Annotated in this window: 23 protein-coding genes, 1 other RNA gene and 5 pseudogenes; 20 read left to right on the forward strand and 9 right to left on the reverse strand. The window is 66.5% G+C overall.

What is annotated here, in order from left to right; genetic code table 11:
* Positions 1–27: 27 nt before the first annotated feature.
* From PIB19_RS16145 to PIB19_RS16160, 4 genes are read right to left on the reverse strand one after another with little or no spacing between them, the layout of a single operon-like run.
* Positions 28–918, reverse strand: coding sequence for a transposase (locus PIB19_RS16145; protein WP_271238167.1), 891 nt, complete (start codon positions 916–918; stop codon positions 28–30).
* On the reverse strand, positions 906–1649 hold the full coding sequence (locus tag PIB19_RS16150; protein ID WP_271238168.1) for a hypothetical protein: 744 nt from the start codon (positions 1647–1649) through the stop codon (positions 906–908). The genes PIB19_RS16145 and PIB19_RS16150 overlap by 13 nt, the downstream gene beginning before the upstream one ends.
* Positions 1646–1852 carry a hypothetical protein gene (locus PIB19_RS16155; protein ID WP_271238169.1) on the reverse strand — a complete coding sequence of 69 codons (207 nt, stop codon included), beginning with the start codon at positions 1850–1852 and terminating at the stop codon, positions 1646–1648. Before PIB19_RS16155 ends, PIB19_RS16150 begins: the two co-directional genes overlap by 4 nt.
* A gap of 5 nt (positions 1853–1857) precedes the next feature.
* On the reverse strand, positions 1858–2010 hold the full coding sequence (locus PIB19_RS16160) for a hypothetical protein (RefSeq protein WP_271238170.1): 153 nt from the start codon (positions 2008–2010) through the stop codon (positions 1858–1860).
* Between the two features lie 125 nt (positions 2011–2135).
* Here PIB19_RS16160 and PIB19_RS16165 point away from each other — a divergent pair, with 125 nt between their 5' ends.
* Positions 2136–2582: a PaaI family thioesterase gene (locus tag PIB19_RS16165; protein WP_271238171.1), complete on the forward strand. Its 447-nt coding sequence runs from the start codon at positions 2136–2138 to the stop codon at positions 2580–2582.
* Complete coding sequence (locus tag PIB19_RS16170) at positions 2576–2950, forward strand: PaaI family thioesterase (protein WP_056615666.1); 375 nt, start codon at positions 2576–2578, stop codon at positions 2948–2950. The genes PIB19_RS16165 and PIB19_RS16170 overlap by 7 nt, the downstream gene beginning before the upstream one ends.
* A 4-nt stretch (positions 2951–2954) precedes the next feature.
* On the opposite strand, the gene PIB19_RS16175 is transcribed toward PIB19_RS16170, so the two are convergent.
* The gene (locus tag PIB19_RS16175) at positions 2955–4088 is read right to left on the reverse strand and encodes a PQQ-dependent sugar dehydrogenase (protein WP_271238172.1); all 1134 of its coding nucleotides are present in this window, start codon (positions 4086–4088) and stop codon (positions 2955–2957) included.
* Positions 4089–4291: 203 nt separating this feature from the next.
* On the opposite strand from PIB19_RS16175, the gene PIB19_RS16180 reads away from it, so the two are divergent.
* The 12 genes and pseudogenes from PIB19_RS16180 to pnp all read left to right on the forward strand — a co-directional run bounded on the left by PIB19_RS16180 (position 4292) and on the right by pnp (position 17492).
* The gene (locus tag PIB19_RS16180; protein WP_271238173.1) at positions 4292–6136 is read left to right on the forward strand and encodes a S9 family peptidase; all 1845 of its coding nucleotides are present in this window, start codon (positions 4292–4294) and stop codon (positions 6134–6136) included.
* Between the two features lie 372 nt (positions 6137–6508).
* A complete protein-coding gene (gene rimP, locus PIB19_RS16185) occupies positions 6509–7057 on the forward strand; it encodes a ribosome maturation protein RimP (protein WP_271238174.1) in 549 nt (182 codons plus the stop codon).
* Positions 7057–8685, forward strand: a complete 1629-nt coding sequence (gene nusA / locus PIB19_RS16190) for a transcription termination factor NusA (protein WP_271238175.1) — start codon at positions 7057–7059, stop codon at positions 8683–8685. The genes rimP and nusA overlap by 1 nt, the downstream gene beginning before the upstream one ends.
* Positions 8686–8746: 61 nt before the next feature.
* A complete protein-coding gene (locus tag PIB19_RS16195; protein WP_271238176.1) occupies positions 8747–9439 on the forward strand; it encodes a DUF448 domain-containing protein in 693 nt (230 codons plus the stop codon).
* Positions 9440–9483: 44 nt separating this feature from the next.
* Positions 9484–9549, forward strand: a pseudogene (locus PIB19_RS23730) (translation initiation factor IF-2 associated domain-containing protein); the annotation flags it as partial.
* 171 nt (positions 9550–9720) lie between these two features.
* Positions 9721–12149: pseudogene (gene infB / locus PIB19_RS16200) on the forward strand (translation initiation factor IF-2); the annotation flags it as partial.
* A 104-nt stretch (positions 12150–12253) separates the two neighbouring features.
* Positions 12254–12673, forward strand: a complete 420-nt coding sequence (locus PIB19_RS16205) for a PaaI family thioesterase (protein WP_271238177.1) — start codon at positions 12254–12256, stop codon at positions 12671–12673.
* A gap of 5 nt (positions 12674–12678) precedes the next feature.
* On the forward strand, positions 12679–13074 hold the full coding sequence (gene rbfA, locus PIB19_RS16210; RefSeq protein ID WP_056615690.1) for a 30S ribosome-binding factor RbfA: 396 nt from the start codon (positions 12679–12681) through the stop codon (positions 13072–13074).
* Between the two features lie 31 nt (positions 13075–13105).
* Positions 13106–13689 (forward strand): annotated as a pseudogene (locus PIB19_RS16215) (thymidine kinase).
* 3 nt (positions 13690–13692) lie between these two features.
* Positions 13693–14660, forward strand: a pseudogene (truB, locus tag PIB19_RS16220) (tRNA pseudouridine(55) synthase TruB).
* 24 nt (positions 14661–14684) lie between these two features.
* Complete coding sequence (rpsO, locus tag PIB19_RS16225; protein WP_271238178.1) at positions 14685–14954, forward strand: 30S ribosomal protein S15; 270 nt, start codon at positions 14685–14687, stop codon at positions 14952–14954.
* Between the two features lie 157 nt (positions 14955–15111).
* Positions 15112–17492 (forward strand): annotated as a pseudogene (gene pnp / locus PIB19_RS16230) (polyribonucleotide nucleotidyltransferase).
* Positions 17493–17679: 187 nt separating this feature from the next.
* On the opposite strand, the gene ssrA reads toward pnp, so the two are convergent.
* Positions 17680–18025, reverse strand: a transfer-messenger RNA (tmRNA) gene (gene ssrA, locus PIB19_RS16235).
* A 58-nt stretch (positions 18026–18083) separates the two neighbouring features.
* On the opposite strand from ssrA, the gene PIB19_RS16240 reads away from it, so the two are divergent.
* The gene (locus PIB19_RS16240; protein WP_056615706.1) at positions 18084–18515 is read left to right on the forward strand and encodes an RrF2 family transcriptional regulator; all 432 of its coding nucleotides are present in this window, start codon (positions 18084–18086) and stop codon (positions 18513–18515) included.
* On the opposite strand, the gene mscL is transcribed toward PIB19_RS16240, so the two are convergent.
* Positions 18512–18943, reverse strand: coding sequence for a large conductance mechanosensitive channel protein MscL (gene mscL, locus PIB19_RS16245; protein WP_271238179.1), 432 nt, complete (start codon positions 18941–18943; stop codon positions 18512–18514). The genes PIB19_RS16240 and mscL overlap by 4 nt on opposite strands.
* Positions 18944–19061: 118 nt before the next feature.
* On the opposite strand from mscL, the gene PIB19_RS16250 reads away from it, so the two are divergent.
* The 5 genes from PIB19_RS16250 (at position 19062) to PIB19_RS16270 (ending at position 22209) form a co-directional block, all read left to right on the forward strand.
* Positions 19062–19643: a LemA family protein gene (locus PIB19_RS16250; protein ID WP_271238180.1), complete on the forward strand. Its 582-nt coding sequence runs from the start codon at positions 19062–19064 to the stop codon at positions 19641–19643.
* Positions 19644–19708: 65 nt separating this feature from the next.
* Positions 19709–20146 carry a TPM domain-containing protein gene (locus PIB19_RS16255; RefSeq protein WP_271238181.1) on the forward strand — a complete coding sequence of 146 codons (438 nt, stop codon included), beginning with the start codon at positions 19709–19711 and terminating at the stop codon, positions 20144–20146.
* Between the two features lie 40 nt (positions 20147–20186).
* Positions 20187–21014: a TPM domain-containing protein gene (locus tag PIB19_RS16260; protein ID WP_271241017.1), complete on the forward strand. Its 828-nt coding sequence runs from the start codon at positions 20187–20189 to the stop codon at positions 21012–21014.
* A complete protein-coding gene (locus tag PIB19_RS16265; RefSeq protein ID WP_271238182.1) occupies positions 21014–21682 on the forward strand; it encodes a TPM domain-containing protein in 669 nt (222 codons plus the stop codon). Before PIB19_RS16260 ends, PIB19_RS16265 begins: the two co-directional genes overlap by 1 nt.
* The gene (locus PIB19_RS16270) at positions 21679–22209 is read left to right on the forward strand and encodes an NUDIX hydrolase (RefSeq protein ID WP_271238183.1); all 531 of its coding nucleotides are present in this window, start codon (positions 21679–21681) and stop codon (positions 22207–22209) included. The genes PIB19_RS16265 and PIB19_RS16270 overlap by 4 nt, the downstream gene beginning before the upstream one ends.
* Here PIB19_RS16270 and PIB19_RS16275 read toward each other — a convergent pair.
* Positions 22188–22541: a nuclear transport factor 2 family protein gene (locus PIB19_RS16275; RefSeq protein ID WP_271238184.1), complete on the reverse strand. Its 354-nt coding sequence runs from the start codon at positions 22539–22541 to the stop codon at positions 22188–22190. The two genes, PIB19_RS16270 and PIB19_RS16275, sit on opposite strands and share 22 nt — an antisense overlap.
* The gene (locus PIB19_RS16280; protein WP_271238185.1) at positions 22538–22819 is read right to left on the reverse strand and encodes an ETC complex I subunit; all 282 of its coding nucleotides are present in this window, start codon (positions 22817–22819) and stop codon (positions 22538–22540) included. Before PIB19_RS16280 ends, PIB19_RS16275 begins: the two co-directional genes overlap by 4 nt.
* Positions 22820–22828: the final 9 nt, after the last annotated feature.

Here is a 22828-nt window from a genome sequence, read left to right on the forward strand (position 1 = left end):
CCACCATCTCGGACTAAAACATCTCCGTTACGGACCATCTCGCGCCGCCAGCCGCAGCCGCGCATGGCCGGCGACATAGCGGCTGGCGGCGGATGCCGCCGCCTCGAGGAGCGCGTCCGCCTGGCTCGATTTCACCGAGGCCAAAGCGTCGAGCGCGGTCACGCGCATACGGTCGCACGGATGATGCCGGGCGAATTCCGCCGCCAGATCCTCGCCGTTGCCGAGGTGCACCGCAACGGCCAGCAATGCCTCGGCGCTGGTGCAGGTCAGCCCTTCCGCGATCACGCCGCGGCTGATGTCGAAGCGATATTGGTCGAGCCAGGGCTGGGCGGGATCGGCGCCGAGGATGTTGAGCGAGACCGAAAAGCTGTCGGGCGGCAACTGGACGTGGATGTCGCGCCGCATCCGATAGAGCATCAATTTGCCCGGTTCGAGCCGCGAGCGCTCGACGAAGCGCAGGCGCGCATCCTCGCCGGGCACGCCCGCCAGCGCCGCCACGTCATATTCGAAATAGTCGCTCCAATAGCCCGGGCCCAGATAGCCATAGGTCAGGAACGGGAAATTATGGTCATGCGGCAGATCGTAGAAGAAGGCGCCCGGGCCGCTCGCGCGCACCACCGGGTCGGCGCGCGCCGGCCAGAAATTGGCGCGCAGCACAGTGCGGCCATTGGGCGGACGCAGCAGGAAGACCTGCGCGCCATAGCCATTGCCGCGATGCTGCGCCTCGCACCGTCCCTTGAGCTCGTCGATCGCCAGCTCGGCGAGGAACCCGGCGTTGCGGCCTAGCCGTGCGAGCAGCGGACCGAGCGTGGCGAATTCCTCTTCGTCGCGCGAATCGAACGGCGTGGAATCGAGCGCCTCGACCAGATCGTCGAGCCCGATCGCCGCCCCTGCACCCGGTTCGATCAGGCGGGGCATCGCGCTGCCAGCCGCTGCTCGACGATCGGCAGCATGCACGACGCCGCGGCCCGCACCTCGGCATGCGGATCGGCGCATGCCATCTCCGCCAGTCGGGGCGCCGCCGCCGCCGCGTCCAGCGCCAGCCATTCGCGCATCGCCGCCCAGCGCAGATGAAATCCGGGCGCATGTGTCGCGTCCTCGAAGCACGCGCTGGCATCCCCGCGCCCGGCGACGCGAAGGAAGCGCAACAGCATCTCGGTGCGCGAGGGCCGATCGTCGGCATCGGCGATGCGAAGCAACGCGCCGCTAGCGATGTCATATTCGCGCATCAGCGGCGCCGCGCCGGCGCGGATCGTCGCGACCAGCGTCACGACATCGCTTTCGGCATCGCAGATCAGCTGTGCCCGGCTGCGGCCGTCCGTGCGGTGGACCATGCCGTCCCGCAGCTGCACGGGCGCCATCGGTGTGCAGGGCGCCGCATCGGCCGCCGCGAATTGCGGCCCCATCGGCTCGACACGCCAACGCCGCAGCCGCGCGCCGCCTGCGCGGATCGTACGCGTGACCGCCATCCTTCCGGTGAAGACGATCGTCCGGGGCGGCGGCAGCCTCGCCATCGCCGATGCGCTGGTGATGCTCGCCGCGATCGACGCCGCCGGACAGTCGAACAATATGGCGCCGGTGCGCAGCGCGTCGCGATGCGCCTTGAGCGGTGGTTCGAAAAGCGGATCCGCTGCCAGCGCCTCGGTCAAGGGGCGATCAGCGCCGCTGCCCAGTCGGGATCCTCCAGCAGGCGCTCGGCCCGCTCCGCCGCCCGCTCCGGCGAATCCGTGCAATCGGCGAAGGCAGTCGCCGCAGCCCGAAACGCGGTGCCTTCGCGGCACTTCCGGATCGCGGCACCCGCCTCGGCCCGCGCCGCGACGATCGCCGCGCGAGTCGCCTCGGACACGTGCATGGCGCTCAGCCCGGCGCCATCTCGTAGATCAGCACCGCGATCCCCACGAGCATTTCGAACAGATCGTCGACGCTCGCGATCTCGCCGGCGCGCACCGCGCCGTGCACCGCCACCTGCGTTCCCAGTTCGACGATATCGCCCAGATCGATCTGCACCATCTGCACCTCCCCTTGAGAAACGCCTCAGGCTAGATCGGCAGGACACGACAGCGCACGTTACAAGCGTGTAACGTCGGCACCGTCCATGGTTTGCGCCGGTCGACTCGCCGCGCTAGGGCGGCGGAATGACCGACAGCGAGACGCCCGCGCGCGCTTTCGATCCCAAGCTCTTGTTCGGCGGCCGTTTCGGCGGGCACGGCGGGCGGCTGGGGCTCGTCTATCACGATCATGGCGACGACTGGTCCGAGCTCGCGCTCCCCTACCATGCCGATCTGATCGGCGACGAGGCCTCGGGAGTCATCGCTTCGGGGCCGATCCTCGCGCTGATGGACATGGCGACCAGCATCGGCGTCTGGCTCAAGCTCGATGCATTCAAGGCGCACGCCACGCTCGATCTGCGCATCGATTATCTCCGCCCGGCGCGGCCCGGCCACACGGTGATCGGCCGCGGCGAATGCTATCGGATCACGCGCTCGATCGCGTTCGTCCGCGGCCAGGCGCATGACGGCGACCCGAGCGATCCGCTCGCGCACGTCGCCGGCACCTTCATGGCAGTGGAGAGCTATTGGTGATCCCCTATGCCGAACTTCTGGGGCTGAGCGTCGAGCCCGGCGAAACCGCACCGACCTATGTCATGCCCTTCGTCGTCGATGTGATCGGTCGTCCGGGTTTCCTCCATGGCGGCGCGATCGGCGGTCTGCTCGAAATGGCGGCGGTCGGTGCGCTCAAGCAGGCGCTCGCGGCCGAGGGCGGCGGCCGGATCAAGCCGATCAACCTCACCGTCGATTATATGCGCGGCGGCCGCGACAAGCCGACCCGCGCGCGCGGTACCGTCACCCGGCTCGGCACCCGCGTCGCCAATGTCGAGGCAGTGGCGTGGCAGGACGAACCCGACCGCCCGATCGCCGCGGCGCGGATGAACTATCTGATCGTGCGCTGACCGATCAGTTCGCGGTCAGCTTGAGCAGCCGTCCCTGCGAGCCGTCGCCGCCGTCCTCGAGCAGCCAGATCGCGCCGTCCGGGCCTTGCTCGACTTCGCGGATGCGCGCTCCCATCGGCCATTGATCGCCCTTCTTCGCGTTGGTGCCGTCCACGTCGACGCGCACCAGCGACTGGCTCGACAGCCCGCCGATGAACAAGTCGCCCTTCCACTGCGGGAACATCGCGCCCGAATAGACGATGAGGCCGCCCGGGCTGATCACCGGGTTCCACCAGACCTTGGGTGCCTCGAAACCGTCGCCGGGTGCATGATCGGGGATGTCGCGGCCGTCATAATGGCTGCCGTTCGATACCTTGGGATAGCCGTAATTCCTGCCCGGCAGGATCAGATTGACTTCGTCGCCGCCCTTGGGGCCCATTTCCTGCTCCCAGAGATTGCCCTTCGCGTCGAAGGCGATGCCGAGCAGGTTGCGGTGGCCGTAGGACCAGATTGCCGGATCGAAGCCCTGCGCTGCCAGCGGATTGCCCGGTGCGGGTTTGCCGTCGAGAGTCAGGCGCAAAACCTTGCCGAGCGTCGCCTTGGGGTCTTGTGCGGGATCGAACTTCTGGCGCTCGCCATTGGTGAAGAACAGATATTTGCCGTCGGGCGAGAAGGCGATGCGGCCCGAATAATGGCCATTGCCCTCGACGAACGGCGTCGCGCGGAACAGCTCGGTGATCCCGGTCAGCGCCGGCTTGCCGCCTTCGGTGCCCAGCGTGCCGCGCGCCAGCACGACGCCCTTTCCGCCCTCGCCCGCAGCCGAATAACTCAGATAGACATGCTTGCTCGTAGCGAAATCGGGCGCGAGCACCACGTCCATCAATCCGCCTTGCCCCGCCGAATCGACCGGCAAGGTCGCAATCGCCTGGCGCTGTTTGCCGTCCGCCGAGACATGGAGCAGCGTCCCTGCTTTCTCGGTGATCAGCATCGATCGATCGGGGAGGAACGTCATTGCCCAGGGCGCATCGAAATCGGCGACCGGCGCCACCTTGAACGGAAGCGCCGCCGCCGTGGGCGTGCCGTCCTGCGCGACTGCGCCGGACAGGGAATTGCACGCGGCGAGCAGCGCCGCCGGAAGGAGCATGCGGAGCCTGGGCATGGTTTCACCTTTGCTGTTCGAACACGCAACGCTCATCCCCCGCTTGCACTCCGCCGTCCAGATGCGACGGACGCTCATTTCGCCTGCGTATCAATAAGTTGCGTAGAATACCCACCTTGCGCAATTTTGTTTCCAAAGACATGGTCGCCGGACTGATTCGGGGGTCCATGTTCGGGCGCTATCTTCGCGGGGTCATTGCGTGCGTGCTCCTGCCGGCGACGGTCGCGTCGGCCCAGCCGGCTGCGCCTTCGGCCCGAGCCTATTTCGCGCAACCCGCGATCGAGGATGCGGCGCTCTCGCCCGACGGGCGGCGCGTGGCGGCGCGTACGCTGATCGCCGGGCGGCCGAGGCTAGCAATCTTCGACATGTCGGATGCCGCGCCCTCGGTGCGCCCGATCGCCTTGCCCGAGCGCGAGCGGCTCGAATGGCATCGCTGGCTGAGCCCCGACCGGCTGCTCGTCAGCCTGCTCCTCGAAGGCGGAGCCCCCGCGAAGCGTCTCGTCCGAGTCGACATCGCGACCGGCAGGCTCACCCAGCTCGGCCCGGCGAGAACCGCCGAATCGGGCGATGAGATCCTCCACGTCTCTCCGAATGGCGGTTTCTTGCTGCTCAGCGCGGCGGTTCCGGGGCATCCCACGCCCGGCGTGTACCGCATCGACCTCACCACCGGCGCCGCAACGCTCGCCGTCGCGCCGCAGGATCATGTCTGGGACTGGTACGCCGATTCGGCGGGCGTGATCCGGGCGGGCATGGCGCAGGACGGCAAGCGCTCCTGGATGCTGTATCGCAAAAGTGAGCATGATCGTTTCAGCCGCTCGGCGCGCGGCGCGGGCGCCGCGGGTTCCGGGATCGACCGTTTCGTGCCCATCCGCGGCACCGATCGCGGCTATGCGCTGGCGCAGACGCCCGAGGGGAGAGTCGGCCTCTACAGCTATGATTTCGCCGCGGGGAAGCTGGGCGCATTGCTTTACGAGGACACGCGCGTCGATCTCGACGGTTTCCAGACCGATCCAGACGGGTGCCTGCTCGGCGTCGACACTTCAGCCGATCGCCCGGAGACGCGGTGGTTCGAGCCGTTCATGGCGGCGCGGCAGGCGCAGATCGATGCCGCGCTCCCCGGCCGCGCCAATCGGGTGATTGCGACGACTGCCGACCGCAGCCGCTCCTTGGTCTTCAGCGAATCGGCCGGTGATCCCGGTGCCTTCTATGTCTTTGGCGAGGGCCGGGCGACTCTGGTCGCGGCGGTGAGCCCCGGGCTGGCGGGCAAGCCGGCCAGGATGGAGACGGTGCGCTATCGTGCGCGCGACGGGCTCGAGATCAGCGGATATCTCACGCTTCCTGCCGGGCGTGCCGCGCACGGCCTGCCGCTCATCGTCATGCCGCATGGCGGGCCGTTCGCGCGCGACAGCTGGGGCTATGATCCGTGGGTCCAGTATCTCGCCGATCGCGGCTATGCGGTGTTCCAGCCCAATTATCGCGGCTCGACCGGCTTCGGCCGCGGCTTCGTCGCCAAGGGCGACGGCGAATGGGGCCGGGGGATGCAGGCCGATACGGACGACGGCGTCGACTGGCTGGCGGGCAAGGGTATCGCCGATCCCGGCCGCGTCTGCATCATGGGCGCTTCCTATGGCGGTTATGCGGCGATGTGGGCGGCGGCGCGAAGCGATGCACGCTATCGCTGCGCAGTGAGCTTCGCCGGCATCTCCGATGTCGGTGCCCAGCTCGCTTATGACCGCAAGACCTTCACGGAACGCGACTATCGCAACTGGAAGCGCCGCATCCAGGGCGATGCGCCGTCGCTCGACGCGCTCTCGCCGATCGCGCGCGTCGAGGCATTGCGCATGCCGATCCTGATCGCGCACGGCACCGCGGACGAGACCGTGCCGCCCGACCAGTCGATCCGCCTCCACGACGCACTCACCCGCCTCGGCCGCGCGCATGACTATGTTGCCTATCCGGGCCAGGGGCACACGCTGGAGGGTCCGGCCGACAATGCCGACTTCCTCGAACGGGTCGGCCGCTTCCTCGCCGCGCATAACCCGGCTTAGGGTGGATCGAGATGCGACCTAAAACCCCTCTCCCCTTGATAGGGGAGAGGATAGCGAAGCTTGGCAGCTTGCTGCCTAGCGCAGCTTGGTGAGGGTAGGGCGGAGCGAAGCTCCGCGCGGCCGCTTTGCGGCCGCACCCTCACCCAGCTCCGACTAAGGCTTTGCTTCGCAAAACCTAAGTCTGCGCAACCCTCTCCCCTTGCAGGGGGCGAGGGAAGTATGGGGTGTATCTCGATACCGCCTGGTCCCACTTGCCTGCCGGGCGGCGAGCGCGTATATCGCTCGTGCTTTCTCGACATCGTGACACATGCCGAGGTCGGGGCCCGCAGGGCTCCGGCGCTGAAGCTGCTTATCTGATTGCCCGGAGATCCAATGGCGGACATCGCCGCACTGACCAGCCTGATCGAACCCGAAGCCAAGGCGCTCGGGCTGGAACTCGTGCGCGTGAAGATGTTCGGCGGCCAATCGGATCCGACGCTGCAGGTGATGGCCGAGCGCCCCGAGACGCGCCAGCTGACCATCGAGGATTGCGCCGATCTTTCGCGCCGCATCTCGGATCGGCTGGACGAGCTCGAGGCCGCGGGCCGCGATCCGATCGAGCATGCCTATCGGCTCGAAGTCAGCTCGCCCGGCATCGATCGCCCGTTGACGCGCTTTCAGGATTTCGAGGACTGGAAGGGGCACGAAGCCCGCATCAATCTCGTCGAGCCGACCGAGGACGGCCGCAAGCAGCTGACCGGCGTGCTGCTCGGTGCCAAGGCCGACCAGGTCAGCATCGACGTCCATAAATACAAGCAGGTCACGGTGCCGTTCGCCAAGGTCGCGGACGCCAAATTGCTGATGACCGACGCACTCATCGCCGCAACCGCGCCGCTCTCCTCAGAGGGCGCAGAAGAATTCGAAGCAGAGGAACAAGACTGATGGCCACTGCCGTTACCGCCAACCGGGCCGAGCTGATCGCGATCGCCGATTCGGTGGCCAAGGAAAAGCTGATCGACAAGGCGATCGTCATCGAGGCGATGGAAGACGCGATCCAGCGCGCGGCGAAGAACCGCTACGGCAGCGAGAACGACATCCGCGCCAAGCTCGATCCGGTCACCGGCGATCTGCGCTTGTGGCGCGTCGTCGAAGTGGTCGAGGCAGTCGACGATTATTTCAAGCAGGTCGACCTGAAGGGGGCGCAGAAGCTCCAGAAGGACGCGAGCATCGGCGATTTCATCGTCGATCCTTTGCCTCCGATCGAATTCGGCCGCATCCAGGCGCAGGCTTCGAAGCAGATCATCTTCCAGAAGGTCCGCGACGCCGAGCGCGAGCGCCAGTTCGAGGAATTCAAGGACCGCATGGGTGAGATCATCACCGGCGTGGTCAAGCGCGTCGAGTTCGGCCATGTCGTCGTCGATCTCGGCCGCGCCGAGGGCGTGATCCGCCGCGACGCGCAGATCCCGCGCGAAGTCGTCCGCGTCGGCGATCGCGTCCGCTCGCTGATCCTCAACGTCCGCCGCGAGAATCGCGGGCCGCAGATCTTCCTCAGCCGCGCGCACCCCGACTTCATGAAGAAGCTGTTCGCGCAGGAAGTCCCCGAAATCTACGACGGCATCATCGAGATCAAGGCCGCTGCCCGCGATCCGGGCAGCCGCGCCAAGATCGGCGTCATCTCGCATGACTCGTCGATCGATCCGGTCGGCGCCTGCGTCGGCATGAAGGGCAGCCGCGTCCAGGCGGTGGTGCAGGAGATGCAGGGCGAGAAGATCGACATCATCCCCTGGTCGCCCGACACCGCGACCTTCGTGGTCAACGCGCTCCAGCCGGCGAATGTCAGCCGCGTGGTGATCGACGAAGAGGACGACCGCATCGAAGTGGTGGTCCCCGACGATCAGCTCAGCCTCGCGATCGGCCGCCGCGGCCAGAACGTCCGGCTGGCGTCGCAGCTCACCAACAAGGCGATCGACATCCTCACCGAGGCCGATGCCAGCGAGAAGCGCCAGAAGGAGTTCGTCCAGAACAGCGAACTGTTCCAGAACGAGCTCGACGTCGACGAGACGCTCGCCCAGCTGCTGGTCGCCGAAGGCTTTGGCAGCCTCGAAGAGGTCGCCTATGTCGAGCTCGGCGAAATCGCTTCGATCGAAGGCTTTGACGAGGAGCTCGGCCAGGAGCTGCAGAGCCGCGCCGCCGAAGCGCTCGAGCGCCGCGAGGAAGCCAATCGCCAGTTGCGCCGCGAACTCGGCGTCGAGGACGATCTGGCGACCATGCCGTACATGACCGAAGCGATGCTGGTCACGCTGGGCAGAGCGGGCATCAAGACGCTCGACGACCTCGCCGATCTCGCCACCGACGAGCTGGTCCAGAAGAAGCGCCAGGAGCCCCGCCGCCGCGCCGAGAACGCCAAATCGTCGGAACGCGCCGAGGACAAGGGCGGGATCCTCGCCGAATACGGCCTCAGCGACGAGCAGGGCAACGAGATCATCATGGCAGCCCGCGCGCATTGGTTCGCGGACGAAGAGCCGGCTCCGGCCGGTGCGGAGGACGCTGTTGCGGACTCCGAGCAATGATACCGCTGGCGTAACGGCCAAGCCCGACTCCTCTCTTGCCTCCGGGCAAGGGAGCGAGCCGGTGCGCACTTGCATCCTGTCGCGCGAGGAATCGCCGCGCGAGGGGTTGATCCGTCTCGCGCTCTCGCCGGATGGCGACGTGCTTCCCGATATCCGCGCCAAGGCCCCCGGCCGCGGCGCGTGGATCGGCGTCGCGCGTGCCGAGCTCGAGACCGCATTGGCCAAGGGCAAGCTGCGCGGCGCGTTGTCGCGTGCGTTCAAGACGCAGGACATCCGCATTCCCGACGACCTCGGCGCGCGGATCGAGGCGCAGCTTCAGCGCAATGTGCTCGACCGGCTCGGCCTCGAAGCCAAGGCCGGCCATGTCACGATCGGCGGCGAGCGGCTCGACAAGGCGGCGCGCTCGGGCAAGCTGCATTTGCTCCTCCACGCATCCGATGCGAGCGAGGATGGCGCGGGCAAGCTCGCCCAGGCATGGCGCGTCGGATCGGATATGGAAGGAAGCGGGCGCAAGGGGTTAACATTGCCGATCCCGCGCACCATATTGTCCTTGGCGCTGGGCCGCGAAAATGTGGTACATGCCGGCCTTATCGACGCCAAAGCGGCCAAGCGGGTGAGCGAAGCGCTCGACCGGTGGCTGCATTTTATCGGACCCGACCCCACGCCTCGCCCTTGCGAAACAGGCTCGCAGGGCGCATCGGCGTTCCCGCCGAGCGGGTCGCAGAACACGACGAACTCGACTGAAGGACTTTGAGCAGCCGCATGAGCGATACCGAAAACGAAAAGCCGAAACTGGGCATGCGTCAGCCGCTGGGGCTCAAGCGCACGGTCGAGACGGGCAAGGTGAAGCAGAGCTTCAGCCATGGCCGCTCGAACACCGTGGTGGTCGAGGTCAAGCGCCGCCGCGTCCTCGGCCCGCAGGGCGCGCCGCAGGAAGAGCAGACGCCGGCGCCCGAGCCCGTTGCCGCTGCCCCCGCGCCGCAGGCACCGCCGCCTGCCCCCGCACCGCGTCCGCCGGTTTCGAACGAAACCGCGCAGGAGCGCCAGGCACGCCTGCTGCGCGAGGCCGACGAGCAACGCATGAACGCGCTCGAGGAAGCGCGCCGCCGCGAGGAGCGCGAGCGTGTCGAGGCCGTGGAGGCTGAAGCCCGCCGCGTAGAAGAGCGCGCGCGCGCCGCTGCCGAAGCCGCCGAAGCGCCCAAGGTCGAGGCCAAGCCCGCGCCCGAGCCGGTGGCTGCACCTGAAGCCGCGCCCGAACCGGCGGCGGCTCCCGCCCCCACGCCTACGCCCGCGCCTGCGCCGCAGCCGGTGGGAATCCAGCTCGATCCGAGCCGGCCCGCGCCGCGCCGCTTCACGCCGGTGCAGCGTCCCGAAATCCCCGGCCGCAACCCAAGCCCGAGCCGGCACCGCAGGAGCGTCCCGCAGCAGCGGCTGCTGCTGCTCCCGCCGCCTCGACGGCAGGATCGGCCGCGCCGCGCACCGCGCCTTCGGGCGGCGGTCTCGCGCCGCGGCGTCCCGCCGAGCCGGCGCGTCCGCAACAGCGCGACCGCAAGGCAGACGATCGCCGCCAATCGGGCAAGCTCACCGTCAATCGTGCGCTCGGCGACAATGACGGCGCCCGCGCCCGCTCGCTCGCCGCGCTCAAGCGTGCGCGTGAGAAGGAGCATCGCCGTTCCTATGGCGGTTCGCGCGAGCCGCAGGCCAAGCAGGTCCGCGATGTCGTGGTGCCCGAGGCGATCACCGTCCAGGAACTCGCCAACCGCATGGCCGAAAAGGGCAGCGACCTGGTGAAGGCGCTGTTCAAGATGGGCTCGCCCGTCACGATCACCCAGACGATCGACCAGGACACCGCCGAATTGCTCGTCACCGAGTTCGGCCACAACATCCTGCGCGTCAGCGAGAGCGACATCGACATCGCGCACGACACCAGCGAGGATCCGGAGGACCAGCTCCAGCCGCGTCCGCCCGTGGTCACGATCATGGGTCACGTCGATCACGGCAAGACGTCGCTGCTCGATGCCCTGCGCGGCACCGATGTGGTGAAGGGCGAGGCCGGCGGCATCACCCAGCATATCGGCGCCTATCAGGTCACGCTGAAGGACAAGTCGAAGGTCACCTTCCTCGACACGCCGGGCCACGAAGCGTTCAGCGAGATGCGCGCGCGCGGCGCCAACGTCACCGACATCGTCGTGCTGGTGGTGGCCGCGAATGACGGGCTGATGCCGCAGACGATCGAGGCGATCAATCACACCAAGGCGGCCGGCGTGCCGATGATCGTGGCGATCAACAAGGTCGACCTCGACAGCGCCAACCCGCAGCGCGTGCGCGAGCGCCTGCTCGAGCATGAAGTGATGGTCGAGGAGATGGGCGGCGAAGTCCAGGACGTCGAAGTCTCGGCGCTCAAGAAGACCGGGCTCGACCAGCTGATCGAGAAGATCCAGCTCCAGGCCGAACTGCTCGAGCTGCGCGCCAACCCGAATCGCGAGGCCGAAGGCACCGTGATCGAGGCCAAGCTCGACAAGGGCCGCGGCCCGGTCGCGACGATCCTCGTCAATCGCGGCACGCTCAAGGTCGGCGACGTCTTCGTCGTCGGCGCCGAAAGCGGCAAGATCCGCGCTTTGGTCGACGACAAGGGCCGCCAGATCAAGGAAGCCGGACCGGCGATGCCGGTCGAGATCCTCGGCCTGTCGGGCGTGCCGATGGCGGGCGATCCGCTCCAGGTCGTCGAGAACGAGGCACGTGCCCGCGAAGTCGCGGAATATCGCGCCGGCGTCATCCAGAACAAGCGGACCACCAATGCCCCCGCGAGTCTCGAGAGCATGTTCTCGGCGCTCAAGGAAAAGCAGGCGATGGAATATCCGCTGGTCGTCAAGGCGGATACCCAGGGCACCGTCGAGGCGATCGTCGCCGCGATCAACAAGATCTCGACCGACGACATCAAGGCGCGCGTGCTGCACGCCGGGGTGGGCGGCATCACCGAGAGCGACGTCAATGCCGCCGCGGCATCGGGCGCGCCGATCATCGGCTTCAATGTGCGTCCGAACGCCAAGGCGCGCGAGATCGCCGATCGCCATAAGGTCGCGTTCAAATATTACGACGTGATCTACGAGCTGACCGACGAGATCCGCGCCGGCATGGCGGGCCAGCTCGGGCCGGAAGCGTTCGAGACGGTCGTCGGCCGCGCCGAGATCAAGGAAGTGTTCAGCGCGGGCAAGCACGGCAAGGCGGCGGGTCTGCTCGTCACCGAAGGTGCGATCCGCAAGGCGCTCAAGGCGCGCATCACTCGGGAGGATGTCATCATCTACCAGGGTGAGATCGCGTCGCTGCGTCGCTTCAAGGACGATGTCCCCGAAGTGCGCGCGGGCCTCGAATGCGGTGTCACGTTCACGCAGAACTTCACCGACATCAAGGCAGGCGACTATCTCGAGACCTTCGAAGTCGAGATGCGCGAGCGCACGCTGTAACAACTAGCCCTCTCCCCTCCGGGGAGAGGGTTGGGAGAGGGGCAGGATGGGTGAGTGCGCCGCACTTCCCCTCTCCCGGCCCTCTCCCCGGAGGGGAGAGGAGTTTGAATTCGATCTTCGACGATTTCCCCACCCCGTCCTCGGCAAAACTGCTCGGCTGGGAAGTGCGCGCGGTGGACATCGCGGCGCAGACCATCGAGATCGGCTTCGTCGCCGACGATCGCTTCCTCAATCCGGCGGGTACGGTGCAGGGCGGCTTTCTCGCCGCGATGCTGGACGACACGCAGGGGCCGGCGCTCTACGCCGCCACCGAAGGTGCGGTCTATGCGCCGACGATCGACTTCCACGTCGTTTGCCTGAAGCCCGCCCGTCCGGGGCGCTTCACCGGCAAGGCGCGGGTGGTCAGCCTCGGCAGGACCATCGCGGTCACCGAGGCCGAACTGTTTGACGAAGGCGGCACGCTTGTCGCCCGCGGCACCTTCACGGGCCGTGTCATGGAAGGCGCGATGGCGCGTCGGGACTGAACCATATGAAGCACAACCAGCCTGAAGAACGCTCCGTCCGCCTGCTCCGCGTCGGCGAACAGGTGCGCCATATACTGAGCGAGATCCTCCAGCGCGGCGACGTCCATGACGAGACGCTGGCGCGCCACATGGTCTCGATCACCGAAGTCCGCATGTCCCCCGATTTGCGCCACGCCACCGTCTTCGTGAAGCCGTTGCTCGGCAAGGACGAGGAAGCGGTGCTCAAGGCGCTGCGCACCAACACCGCCTATCTCCAGCGCGAGGTCGCCGCGCGTGTGAAGATGAAATACGCCGCCAAGCTCAAATTCCTCGCCGACGAGAGCTTCGACGAAGGCACGCATATCGATCAGCTGCTGCGCGCTCCCAAGGTGGCGCAGGATCTGGGCGAATCCGAGGACTGACTTCGCCGCTGCGGGTCCCTAAGGCTGCTATATGGCCAAGCTCTATTTCTACTACGCCTCGATGAATGCGGGGAAATCGACCACGCTCCTCCAGGCCGATTTCAATTATCGCGAGCGCGGCATGCGCACCTTGCTGTTCACGGCGGGGGTGCATGATCGCGGCGGCAAGGGCGTGATCGATTCGCGGCTGGGCATCAGCGTCCCGGCAATCCCCTTCGAGGCCGAAACCGATCTCCAGCAGATCGCGCAGGACGCGCATTTCGAGGCGCCGCTCGCCTGCGTATTGGTCGACGAGGCGCAGTTCCTCTCCGCTGCGCAGGTCCGCCAGCTCGCGGCGCTCTGCGACGAGGACGATATTCCCGTGCTCGCTTATGGCCTGCGCACCGATTTCCAGGGAAATTGTTCGAAGGCTCGGCCGAACTGCTCGCGCTCGCCGATGCGCTGGTCGAGATCAAATCGGTCTGCGAATGCGGCCGCAAGGCGACGATGAACCTGCGCGTCGACGCGTTCGGCAAGGCGGTGCGGCAGGGCGAGCAGAAACAGATCGGCGGCAACGAGCGCTATGTCGCCTTGTGCCGGCGGCACTTCATGCAGCGTACCGGCGCGGCGGGCTGATCGGTGCACGGCTGGATCATCCTCGACAAGCCGCTCGGGCTCGGCTCGACGCAGGGCGTGAGCGCAGTGAAGCGCGCGCTGCGCGAAGGCGGCTATGGCCCAAAGAAGAAAGATATGCCCAAGGTCGGGCATGGCGGAACACTCGATCCGCTGGCCACCGGCGTGCTGCCGATCGCGATCGGCGAGGCGACCAAGCTCGCCGGGCGGATGCTCGACAGCGACAAGGTCTATGACTTCACGTGTCGGTTCGGCGTGCAGACCGACACGCTGGATCTGGAAGGGCGCGAGATCGCCGCGTCCGATGTGCGGCCGACGCTGGCGCAGGTCGAGGCCGCGCTGCCGCGCTTCACCGGCCCGATCGATCAGGTGCCGCCGGCTTATTCGGCGCTCAAGGTCGACGGTGCGCGGGCCTATGATCTTGCGCGTGCGGGGAGGACGTGGTGCTGGCGACGCGGGCTGTGACGATCCATGCCCTTACCATTCGTCATCCCGGCGAAAGCCGGGACCCAGAGCCACAAATCCTGTCGCCCGAGGCTCTGGGCCCCGGCTTTCGCCGGGGTGACGGGTTGCAGGAAATCACGCTCACCGCGCACGTCTCCAAGGGCACCTATATCCGCAGCCTCGCCCGCGACATTGCGCTCGCGCTCGGCACGGTCGGGCACGTCACCATGCTCCGCCGGATCAAGGCCGGGCCGTTCTCTCTCGATTCCGCGATTTCGCTGGACAAACTGCACGATGCCGCTAAGGCCCGCACGCTTGAACAACTGATCCTGCCGTTGAGGGCGGGGCTGGACGACATCCCGGCTCTATCCCTCACTCCCGACCAGGCAGGGCTGCTCCGACAGGGGCAGGTTCTGGCCGGGATCGCCGCTGAAGATGGCCAATATTTCGCGCTGCTGGAGGAAACTCCCGTCGCGCTGGTGGAGGCTCAATCCGGACTCGTCCGGGTCGTCCGCGGGTTCAACCTGTAAAGTGATGTCGTAGGATAAAGACACATGACGATTTCGCAGGAGCGCAAGGACGCGCTCGTCAAGGAACATGGCCGCGAAAAGGGCGACACCGGCAGCCCCGAAGTGCAGATTGCGATCCTCACCGAGCGCATCGTCAACCTGACCGAGCACTTCAAGACCCACGCGAAGGACAATCACTCGCGCCGCGGTCTTCTGCTGATGGTCAACAAGCGCCGCAGCCTCCTCGACTATCTGAAGAAGAAGGACGAGGGTCGCTACGGCAGCCTCATCGCGAAGCTCGGGCTTCGCAAGTAACCTGAAAGGGCGCCCTCGCGGCGCCCTTGCGACATTCGAGCCACAGGCAATTCGGCTTGTGGTTCCGGCAGGGATGAAGACCATCCCGAACCGCCCGGGCCGGATAGCCCGGACATAGGCCCCCGCCGCATCTGGCAGCGGGAGTGAAGGAAATCCAATGTTCGACAAGAAGACTGTATCGATCGAGTGGGGCGGCAAGACGCTGACTCTCGAAACGGGCAAGGTTGCCCGCCAGGCCGACGGCGCGGTGATCGCGACGCTCGGCGAAACCGTGGTGCTGTGCGCAGTGACCGCGGCCAAGCATGTGAAGGAAGGCCAGGACTTCTTCCCGCTGACCGTCCACTATCAGGAGAAGTTCTCTGCCGCGGGTCGCATCCCGGGCGGCTTCTTCAAGCGTGAACGCGGCGCGACCGAGAAGGAGACCCTGATCTCCCGCCTCATCGATCGTCCGCTCCGCCCGCTCTTCCCCGAGGGCTTCTACAACGAGATCAACTGCATCGCGCAGGTGCTTTCCTATGACGGCGAGAACGAGCCGGACATCCTCGCGATGGTCGCCGCTTCGGCCGCGATGACGCTGTCGGGCGTGCCCTTCATGGGCCCGATCGGCGCGGCGCGCGTCGGCTATGACGGCACCGACTACATCCTCAACCCGACCGACGAGCAGGTCGACGCCGGGCTGCTCGACCTCGTCGTCGCCGCGACTCAGGACGCAGTGATGATGGTCGAATCCGAAGCCAAGGAGCTTTCGGAAGACGTCATGCTCGGCGCCGTGATGTTCGCGCATCGCGAGAGCCAGAAGGTGATCCAGGCGATCATCAAGCTGGCCGAGCAGGCGGCCAAGGAGCCCTGGGAACTCAAGGTCCAGGACGACAAGGTCGAAGTGAAGGCCAAGCTCAAGAAGCTGATCGGCAAGGATCTCGAGGCGGCCTACAAGCTGACCGACAAGCAGGCCCGCCAGACCGCGATCAACGAGGCGCGCACCAAGGCGCGTGACGGCATGGCCGACCTCAAGGAAAGCGATCCCCAGGCCTATCTCGCCTCGCTGAAGCTGGTGAAGAAGCTCGAGGCCGACATCGTCCGCACCGCGATCCTCAAGGAAGGCCGCCGCATCGACGGCCGCGACACCAAGACGGTCCGTCCGATCGTCGCGGAAGTCCACTTCCTCCCGCGCGCGCACGGCTCGGCTTTGTTCACCCGCGGCGAGACCCAGACGATCGCGACCTGCACGCTCGGTACGCGTGACAGCGAGCAGATGATCGATGGTCTCGGTGGCCTCAGCTACCAGCACTTCATGCTGCACTATAACTTCCCGCCTTACTCGGTCGGTGAAGTCGGCCGCTTCGGCGCGCCGGGCCGTCGCGAAGTCGGCCATGGCAAGCTGGCATGGCGCGCGCTGCACGGCGTGCTGCCCACCAAGGAGGAGTTCCCTACACGATCCGCCTGACCTCGGACATCACCGAGTCGAACGGCTCGTCGTCGATGGCGTCGGTCTGCGGTGGTTCGCTTTCGCTCATGGACGCCGGCGTGCCGATCAAGCGTCCGGTCTCGGGCATCGCGATGGGCCTCATCCTCGAGGGCAAGGAATTCGCGGTTCTCAGCGACATCCTCGGCGACGAGGATCACCTCGGCGACATGGACTTCAAGGTTGCGGGCACGTCCGAGGGCATCACCACGATGCAGATGGACATCAAGATCGCCGGCATCACCGAAGAGATCATGAAGGTCGCACTGGATCAGGCCAAGGACGGTCGCATCCACATCCTGGCGGAAATGGCCAAGGCACTCGATCACACCCGTGAAGAGCTGTCGGCGCACGCACCGCGCATCGAGACCTTCACGATCGACAAGTCGAAGATCCGCGAAGTGATCGGCACCGGCGGCAAGGTAATCCGCGAGATCGTTGCCACCACCGGCGCCAAGGTCGACATCGACGACGAAGGCGTGATCAAGGTCTCGTCCTCGGATCCGGCGCAGATCGAAGCCGCGATCAAGTGGATCAAGGGCCTCGTCGAAGAGGCCGAAGTCGGCAAGGTCTATGCCGGCAAGGTCGTCAACCTCGTCGATTTCGGCGCCTTCGTGAACTTCATGGGCGGCAAGGACGGCCTCGTCCACGTCTCGGAGATCCGCAACGAGCGCGTCGAGAAGGTCTCGGACGTCCTGAGCGAAGGCCAGGAAGTCAAGGTCAAGGTCCTCGAGATCGATCCGCGCGGCAAGGTTCGCCTGTCGATGCGCGTCGTCGATCAGGAGACCGGTGCCGAGCTGGAAGACACGCGTCCGGCCCGCGAGCCCCGCGAAGGCGGCGATCGTGGTCCGCGCAGCGGTGGTGACCGCGGCGATCGTGGTGACCGTCAGCGCGGCGGCGGCGGTGGCCGTGGCGGCGATCGGGATCGTGGTCCGCGTCGCGAAGGCGGCGGTGATCGCGGTCCGCGCGGCGAAGGCCGTGGCGACCGTGGTCCCCGCACTCCGCGCGAAGGCGGCGAGGACAAGGGCGGCGACGATATCGGCCTGCCCGCGTTCCTGACCGGCGACCGCGACTAATATATCCGGCGAAAGTTCGGAGAGGATGAAGGGGCTCGCGGAAACGCGGGCCCTTTTTCGTCGCTTACTGGTTCAGGATCGTCGGCGAAACCACGGGCCTGCAACGATTGCGCCTGGCGCGATGGAAGCCGCGACAATATCTAAGGAAAGTGGGGAGCTTCTGTTGCCCGGTGCTCCCCGTACCGCTGGATTCCGCTTCTGTTGCCCGGTGCGGTCCAACCGCGCATTTTAGTCTAACCTTAGGCCGTTAGGCCGTGGGGTTAGGCCGCAATAGCGAGTGCTTCGTTATCGTTGGCACTTGTGTTTCAGACCGTCACAGTGGCCCACGCTGAGAGATAGTCGGCGCTTTTCAACACACGTCGATCCTGGTTCGGCCCCGTCAGAAACGGTGTCCAGATACACCACCATTTATGGTGGAGCCGCCGGGTACTGCCCCCGGGTCCGCTGCGCCTATTGCACGCCGTCGTTTATCCCCATAGCCGGGCGAACCCGGCAAAACCCATATAGGGGCCTTCGCGCTTAATGAAAAGGTCAGGTGTGAACCCCTAAGGGGTTCACACCGAGGCAATCACTTGGCATGAAGGGTGCATCATGTTGACGCAGCGTTCCCGTTACGCGCTTCGAGCGATGCTTTTCCTCACGCAGCAGCAGTCCGCCACCGGGCCGGTGCCGATGAATCGCATCGCAACCGAAGCCAATGTGCCGAGAAAGTTTCTCGAGCTCATCCTCGCCGATCTGCGCGAGGCGGACTTCCTGCTGTCGACTCGCGGCAAGATGGGCGGCTATCGGCTCGCCCGGCCGCCGCATTTGATCTCGCTGGGCGAGATCATCCGCGTGATCGAAGGCCCGCTCGCCCTGGTCCCCTGCGTCAGCCGTACCGCCTATCGCCCGTGCAACGACTGCAAGGACGAAGCGAGCTGCGCGATCCGCCACGCGATGGCGCGGGTGCGCGACGAGACCGCGCGCATCCTCGACGGCACCAGCCTCGCCGATGCCGTCGCGGAGGAGCTCGCCGCGGCCTAGGCCGTGTTGCGCTTCTTCAATTCGTCGCGGATCTCGCGCAGCAGTTCGACTTCCGCCGGATCGGCTGCAGCCTCCGCGCTGCTGCGAAGCACTTTGTTGGCGAAGCGCACCAGCAGGAAGATCATGAAGGCGAGGATCAGGAAGTTGATCACCACGGTGACGAATGCGCCGAAGCCGAGCAACGGCACGCCCGCGGCCTTCAATGCGGCATAATCGGTCAGCGATCCGGTATAGCCGGCGGGCACCGCGCCCAGCTTGAGGAAATAGCTCGAAAAATCGAGCCCGCCGAAGAGCGCGCCGACCACCGGCATGATGATGTCGTCGGTCAGCGATTTGGTGATGGTGCCGAAGGCGGCGCCGATGATCACGCCCACCGCGAGATCGAGCACGTTGCCGCGTGCGATGAACGTCCGGAATTCCTTCCACATGGGCACAAACCTCCGTCTTTGATCGTTCGATATCGTTACATGTCCGATTTCGCTTTCGGGCTCCAGTGTTGCCGTCGTATAAGACACTTCTCGAACAGATCCGGAGGATCACCAGGTGATGAAGTTTCGTGCCGTTCTCGCCCTCGTCGGCGCCGCCCTGCTCTCGGCCTGCGGGCTCAACAGCGTGCCCACCGCCGAGGAAAACGCCAAGGCGCGCTGGGCAGACGTCCAGACCAACTATCAGCGCCGCGCCGATCTGGTCCCCAATCTCGTCGCGACCGTGAAGGGCGCCGCGGGCTCGGAAGGCAAGATCCTCAACGACGTGGTCAGCGCGCGCGCGCGGGCGACGCAGGTCCAGGTGAGCGGCGACGACCTCACCGATCCGGCCAAGGTCTCGGCGTTCAACCAGGCGCAGAACGGCCTGTCGCTGTCGCTGCAGCGCCTGCAGGAAGCCTATCCGCAGCTCCAGAGCCAGGGCAATTTCAAGACGTTGATGGACCAGCTGGAAGGCACCGAGAACCGCATCGCCATCTCGATCCGCGATTATAATGCCGCGGTGCAGGCCTATAACACGCGCATCCGCACCTTCCCTGACGCGATCGGCGCCAAGATCTTCTACGGCTCGAAGCCGATGACGCCGTTCCAGGCGAAGGCGGGCGCGGAGAATGCGCCGACGGTCGATTTCGGGAACGGCAGCTGATCATCCTGCGGCTCGCTTTCGCGCTTGCGCTGGCGAGCTGCAGTGCAGCGCCGGCGGACCAGCCGGTGGCGTCGAAGACGGCGTTGCCGGCGCTCACAGGGCGGGTGGTGGATGATGCCAATCTGCTCGCCCCCGAGCAGGAAGCGGGCCTCGTCGCGAAGTCGGCGGAGCTGGAAAAGGCGACCGGGCACCAACTGGTCGTGGTCACCATACCCAGCCTGCACGGGCAGGACATCGCCACCTTCGGCGTCGATCTGGGTCGACGCTGGGGCGTGGGGCGCAAGGATATTGACGATGGTGTGCTGCTGATCGTGGCGCCCAACGAACGAAAGGCACGGATCGAAGTGGGATACGGCCTCGAAAAGGCGCTGCGTGACGAGGAGGCGGGCCGCATTCTGCGCGACGCGATCCTTCCGGCATTCCGCGCGGGCGACATGCCCAAGGGCATCGCCGCCGGTGTCGACGGCATCATTCGCGAGATCGGGCCGGGAGCCGGCGCATGAGGTTGCTCGGACCCTGCTCGCCTTGCTTCTGCTGCTGCCGATGGCGGCGCAGGCGCAGCCTAATTTCCCGAAGCGTGATCGCGAGCCGGTGGTCGATGCCGCCAATCTGCTCAACGATGCGCAGAAAGCCGAGATCACCAAGCTCGCCGAGGACATCAACACGGCGACCACGCGCCAGTTCGTCGTCGCCACCATTCCCGATCTGCAGGGCTATGACATCGCCGATTATGGCTATCAGCTCGGTCGCGCCTGGGGGATCGGGCAGAAGGACGCCAATAACGGCATCCTCCTCATCATCGCACCCAAGGAGCGCAAGGTCCGGATCGAAGTCGGCTATGGCCTGGAGCCGATCATGACCGACGCAATGTCGAGCAGCATCATCCAGGAAACGATCCTGCCGCGCTTCAAGGCCGGCGACATGCCCGGCGGCATCGTGGCGGGCGCGCAGGCGATCGGCGAGCAGATGAAGCTGCCGCTGGAGGCCGCCGAGGCCAAGGCCAAGGCGCAGGCCGACAAGGCGAGCACCACGCATCGGCAGAATCGGCGCAGCGGCGGCGGCTTTCCGTTCGGATTGCTCTTCTGGGGAATCATTCTGGTCTTCGTCATCCTGCCGATGTTCGGGTTCAGCCGGTTCGGCAAGCGTCGGCGGCAGGGCCCGTGGGGCGCCCGCCGCTATCGCGGCGGCAATGACGGCGGCGTGCTGCCGATCATCCTGTGGAGCATCGCCAGCGAAATAAGCCGCGGCGGCGGCTCGTCGGGATGGGGCGGTGATGGCGGCGGTGGCGGCTGGGGAGGCGGCGGCGGTGGCGGCGGCTTCTCCGGCGGCGGCGGATCGTTCGGGGGCGGTGGCGCCTCGGGGAGTTGGTGATGCGTCTGACCGAAGCCGATCATGCGCGGGTGAGCGCCGCGGTCACCGAGGCCGAGCTCGCCACCGACGGCGAGATCGTCGCCGTCGTGGCGGGGCGCTCGGATGCCTATCACGATGTCGCGCTGCACTGGACGGTGCTCGCGATGCTGTTGGTATTGGCGCTGCTCGCCTGGCAGCCCGCGCCGGTCGAATGGCTCCACGCGCATCTGATCGACGCCTGGTCGGAAACCCCGCCGCGCTGGTATCTCACCTTCGCGCTGATCCTGATGGCGGTCACCTTCCTCGTCGCCCGCGTCATTCTCGCGCTCGATGCGCTCAGGATCGCGCTCACGCCGGGGGCGACCAAGTCGCGCCGCGTCAATCGCCGCGCGCTGACGCTGTTCCGCGCCGCCGCCGAGAAGCGCACCAAGGCGTCCACCGGCGTGCTGCTCTATCTGTCGCTCGCCGAGCATCGCGCCGAGATCATCGCCGACGAATCGATCCATTCGAAGGTGGCCGCCGAAGTGTGGGGCGAGGCGATGGCCGCGCTGATCCTCGCGGTGAAGGACGATCGCCCGGGCGACGGTCTCGCCGAAGCCGTCGCGCATATCGGCAAGGTGCTTGCGGAACATTTCCCGCGCAGCGAAGGCGACATCAATGAACTTCCGGATCGCCTGATCGTCCTATGAGCATCCCCGAAGAGCCGGTCGAGACCGTCTGGCAAGGCAAGTGGATCGTCGCCAAGCGGCAGGGCAAATGGGAGTTCGTCGCGCGCGCCCGCGGCATCGAAGCGGCGGTGATCCTCGCGATCGACGAAGACGATCATGTCCTGCTCGTCGAGCAATATCGCGTGCCGCTCGGCCGGCGCTGCCTAGAGCTCCCCGCCGGCCTGATCGGCGATTCGCACGACGGCGATACTGCGATGGACGCGGCGCGGCGCGAGCTCGAGGAAGAGACCGGCTATCGCTGCGAGCACGCCGAGGATCTGGGCTTCTTCCACGCCTCACCGGGAATGGTCTCCGAAGGCTTCACGCTCGTCCGCGCGACCGGGCTGACCAAGGTCGGCGAAGGCGGCGGCATCGAAGGCGAGGACATCGTCGTCTACCGCGTCGCGCGGAGCGACGTGCCGGATTTCGTCGCCGCGCGGCGCGCCGAAGGCGTGGCAGTCGACGTCAAGCTGCTGCTGTTGCTCGCTCAGTCGCTGCTGGGCGGGTAGAGCATCTCCGCGCTCAGCCGGTCCCAATAGCCGCGCTGGAACAGGATCCGGCCCTCGACGACATGGAAGAAGCCGCAGCCGCGCAGTCCCTTCGGGTCGCGCCATTCGAGGATCGCCCACGCGCCGTCGGTGAACTTGTTCTCGGCAATGCAGACCATTTCCGCCGCGGCGAATTCGGCCGCGAACATCGCGCGGATCGCATCGCGCCCGGCAACGGGCTCGCGCACGACCTGATGGTTGATGGCATCGGGATGGTACAGGTCTGCGAGAGCGTCCGGATCAGCGGCATTGAATGCCGCGATCCAGCGGTCGAGCACTTGAATCGGAGTCACCGGAAATTGTCGGCGTAGGCCTGCAGCTTGAGTTTCCGGGCCGGCGCGGGGACGACGTGAAAGGCATAGCCTTCGCGCTCGGCATATTCCTTCGCCGCTTCGAGCGTCGGAAAACCGATGCGGACCTGGTTCGAAGTGTCGCCGCCGCCGTTCCACCCGGTCAGCGGATCGGCTTCCTGCGGCTTCTGCGGCTCGAACTCGAGCATCCACAGATCGGTGCGGGCGCGCCCGGACTGCATCGCGTTCTTCGGGCGCTGATAGATACGGGCGGTTTTCACCTGGGCCTC

This window comes from Sphingomonas sp. 7/4-4 (assembly GCF_027941955.1).
Lineage (GTDB): Bacteria > Pseudomonadota > Alphaproteobacteria > Sphingomonadales > Sphingomonadaceae > Sphingomonas.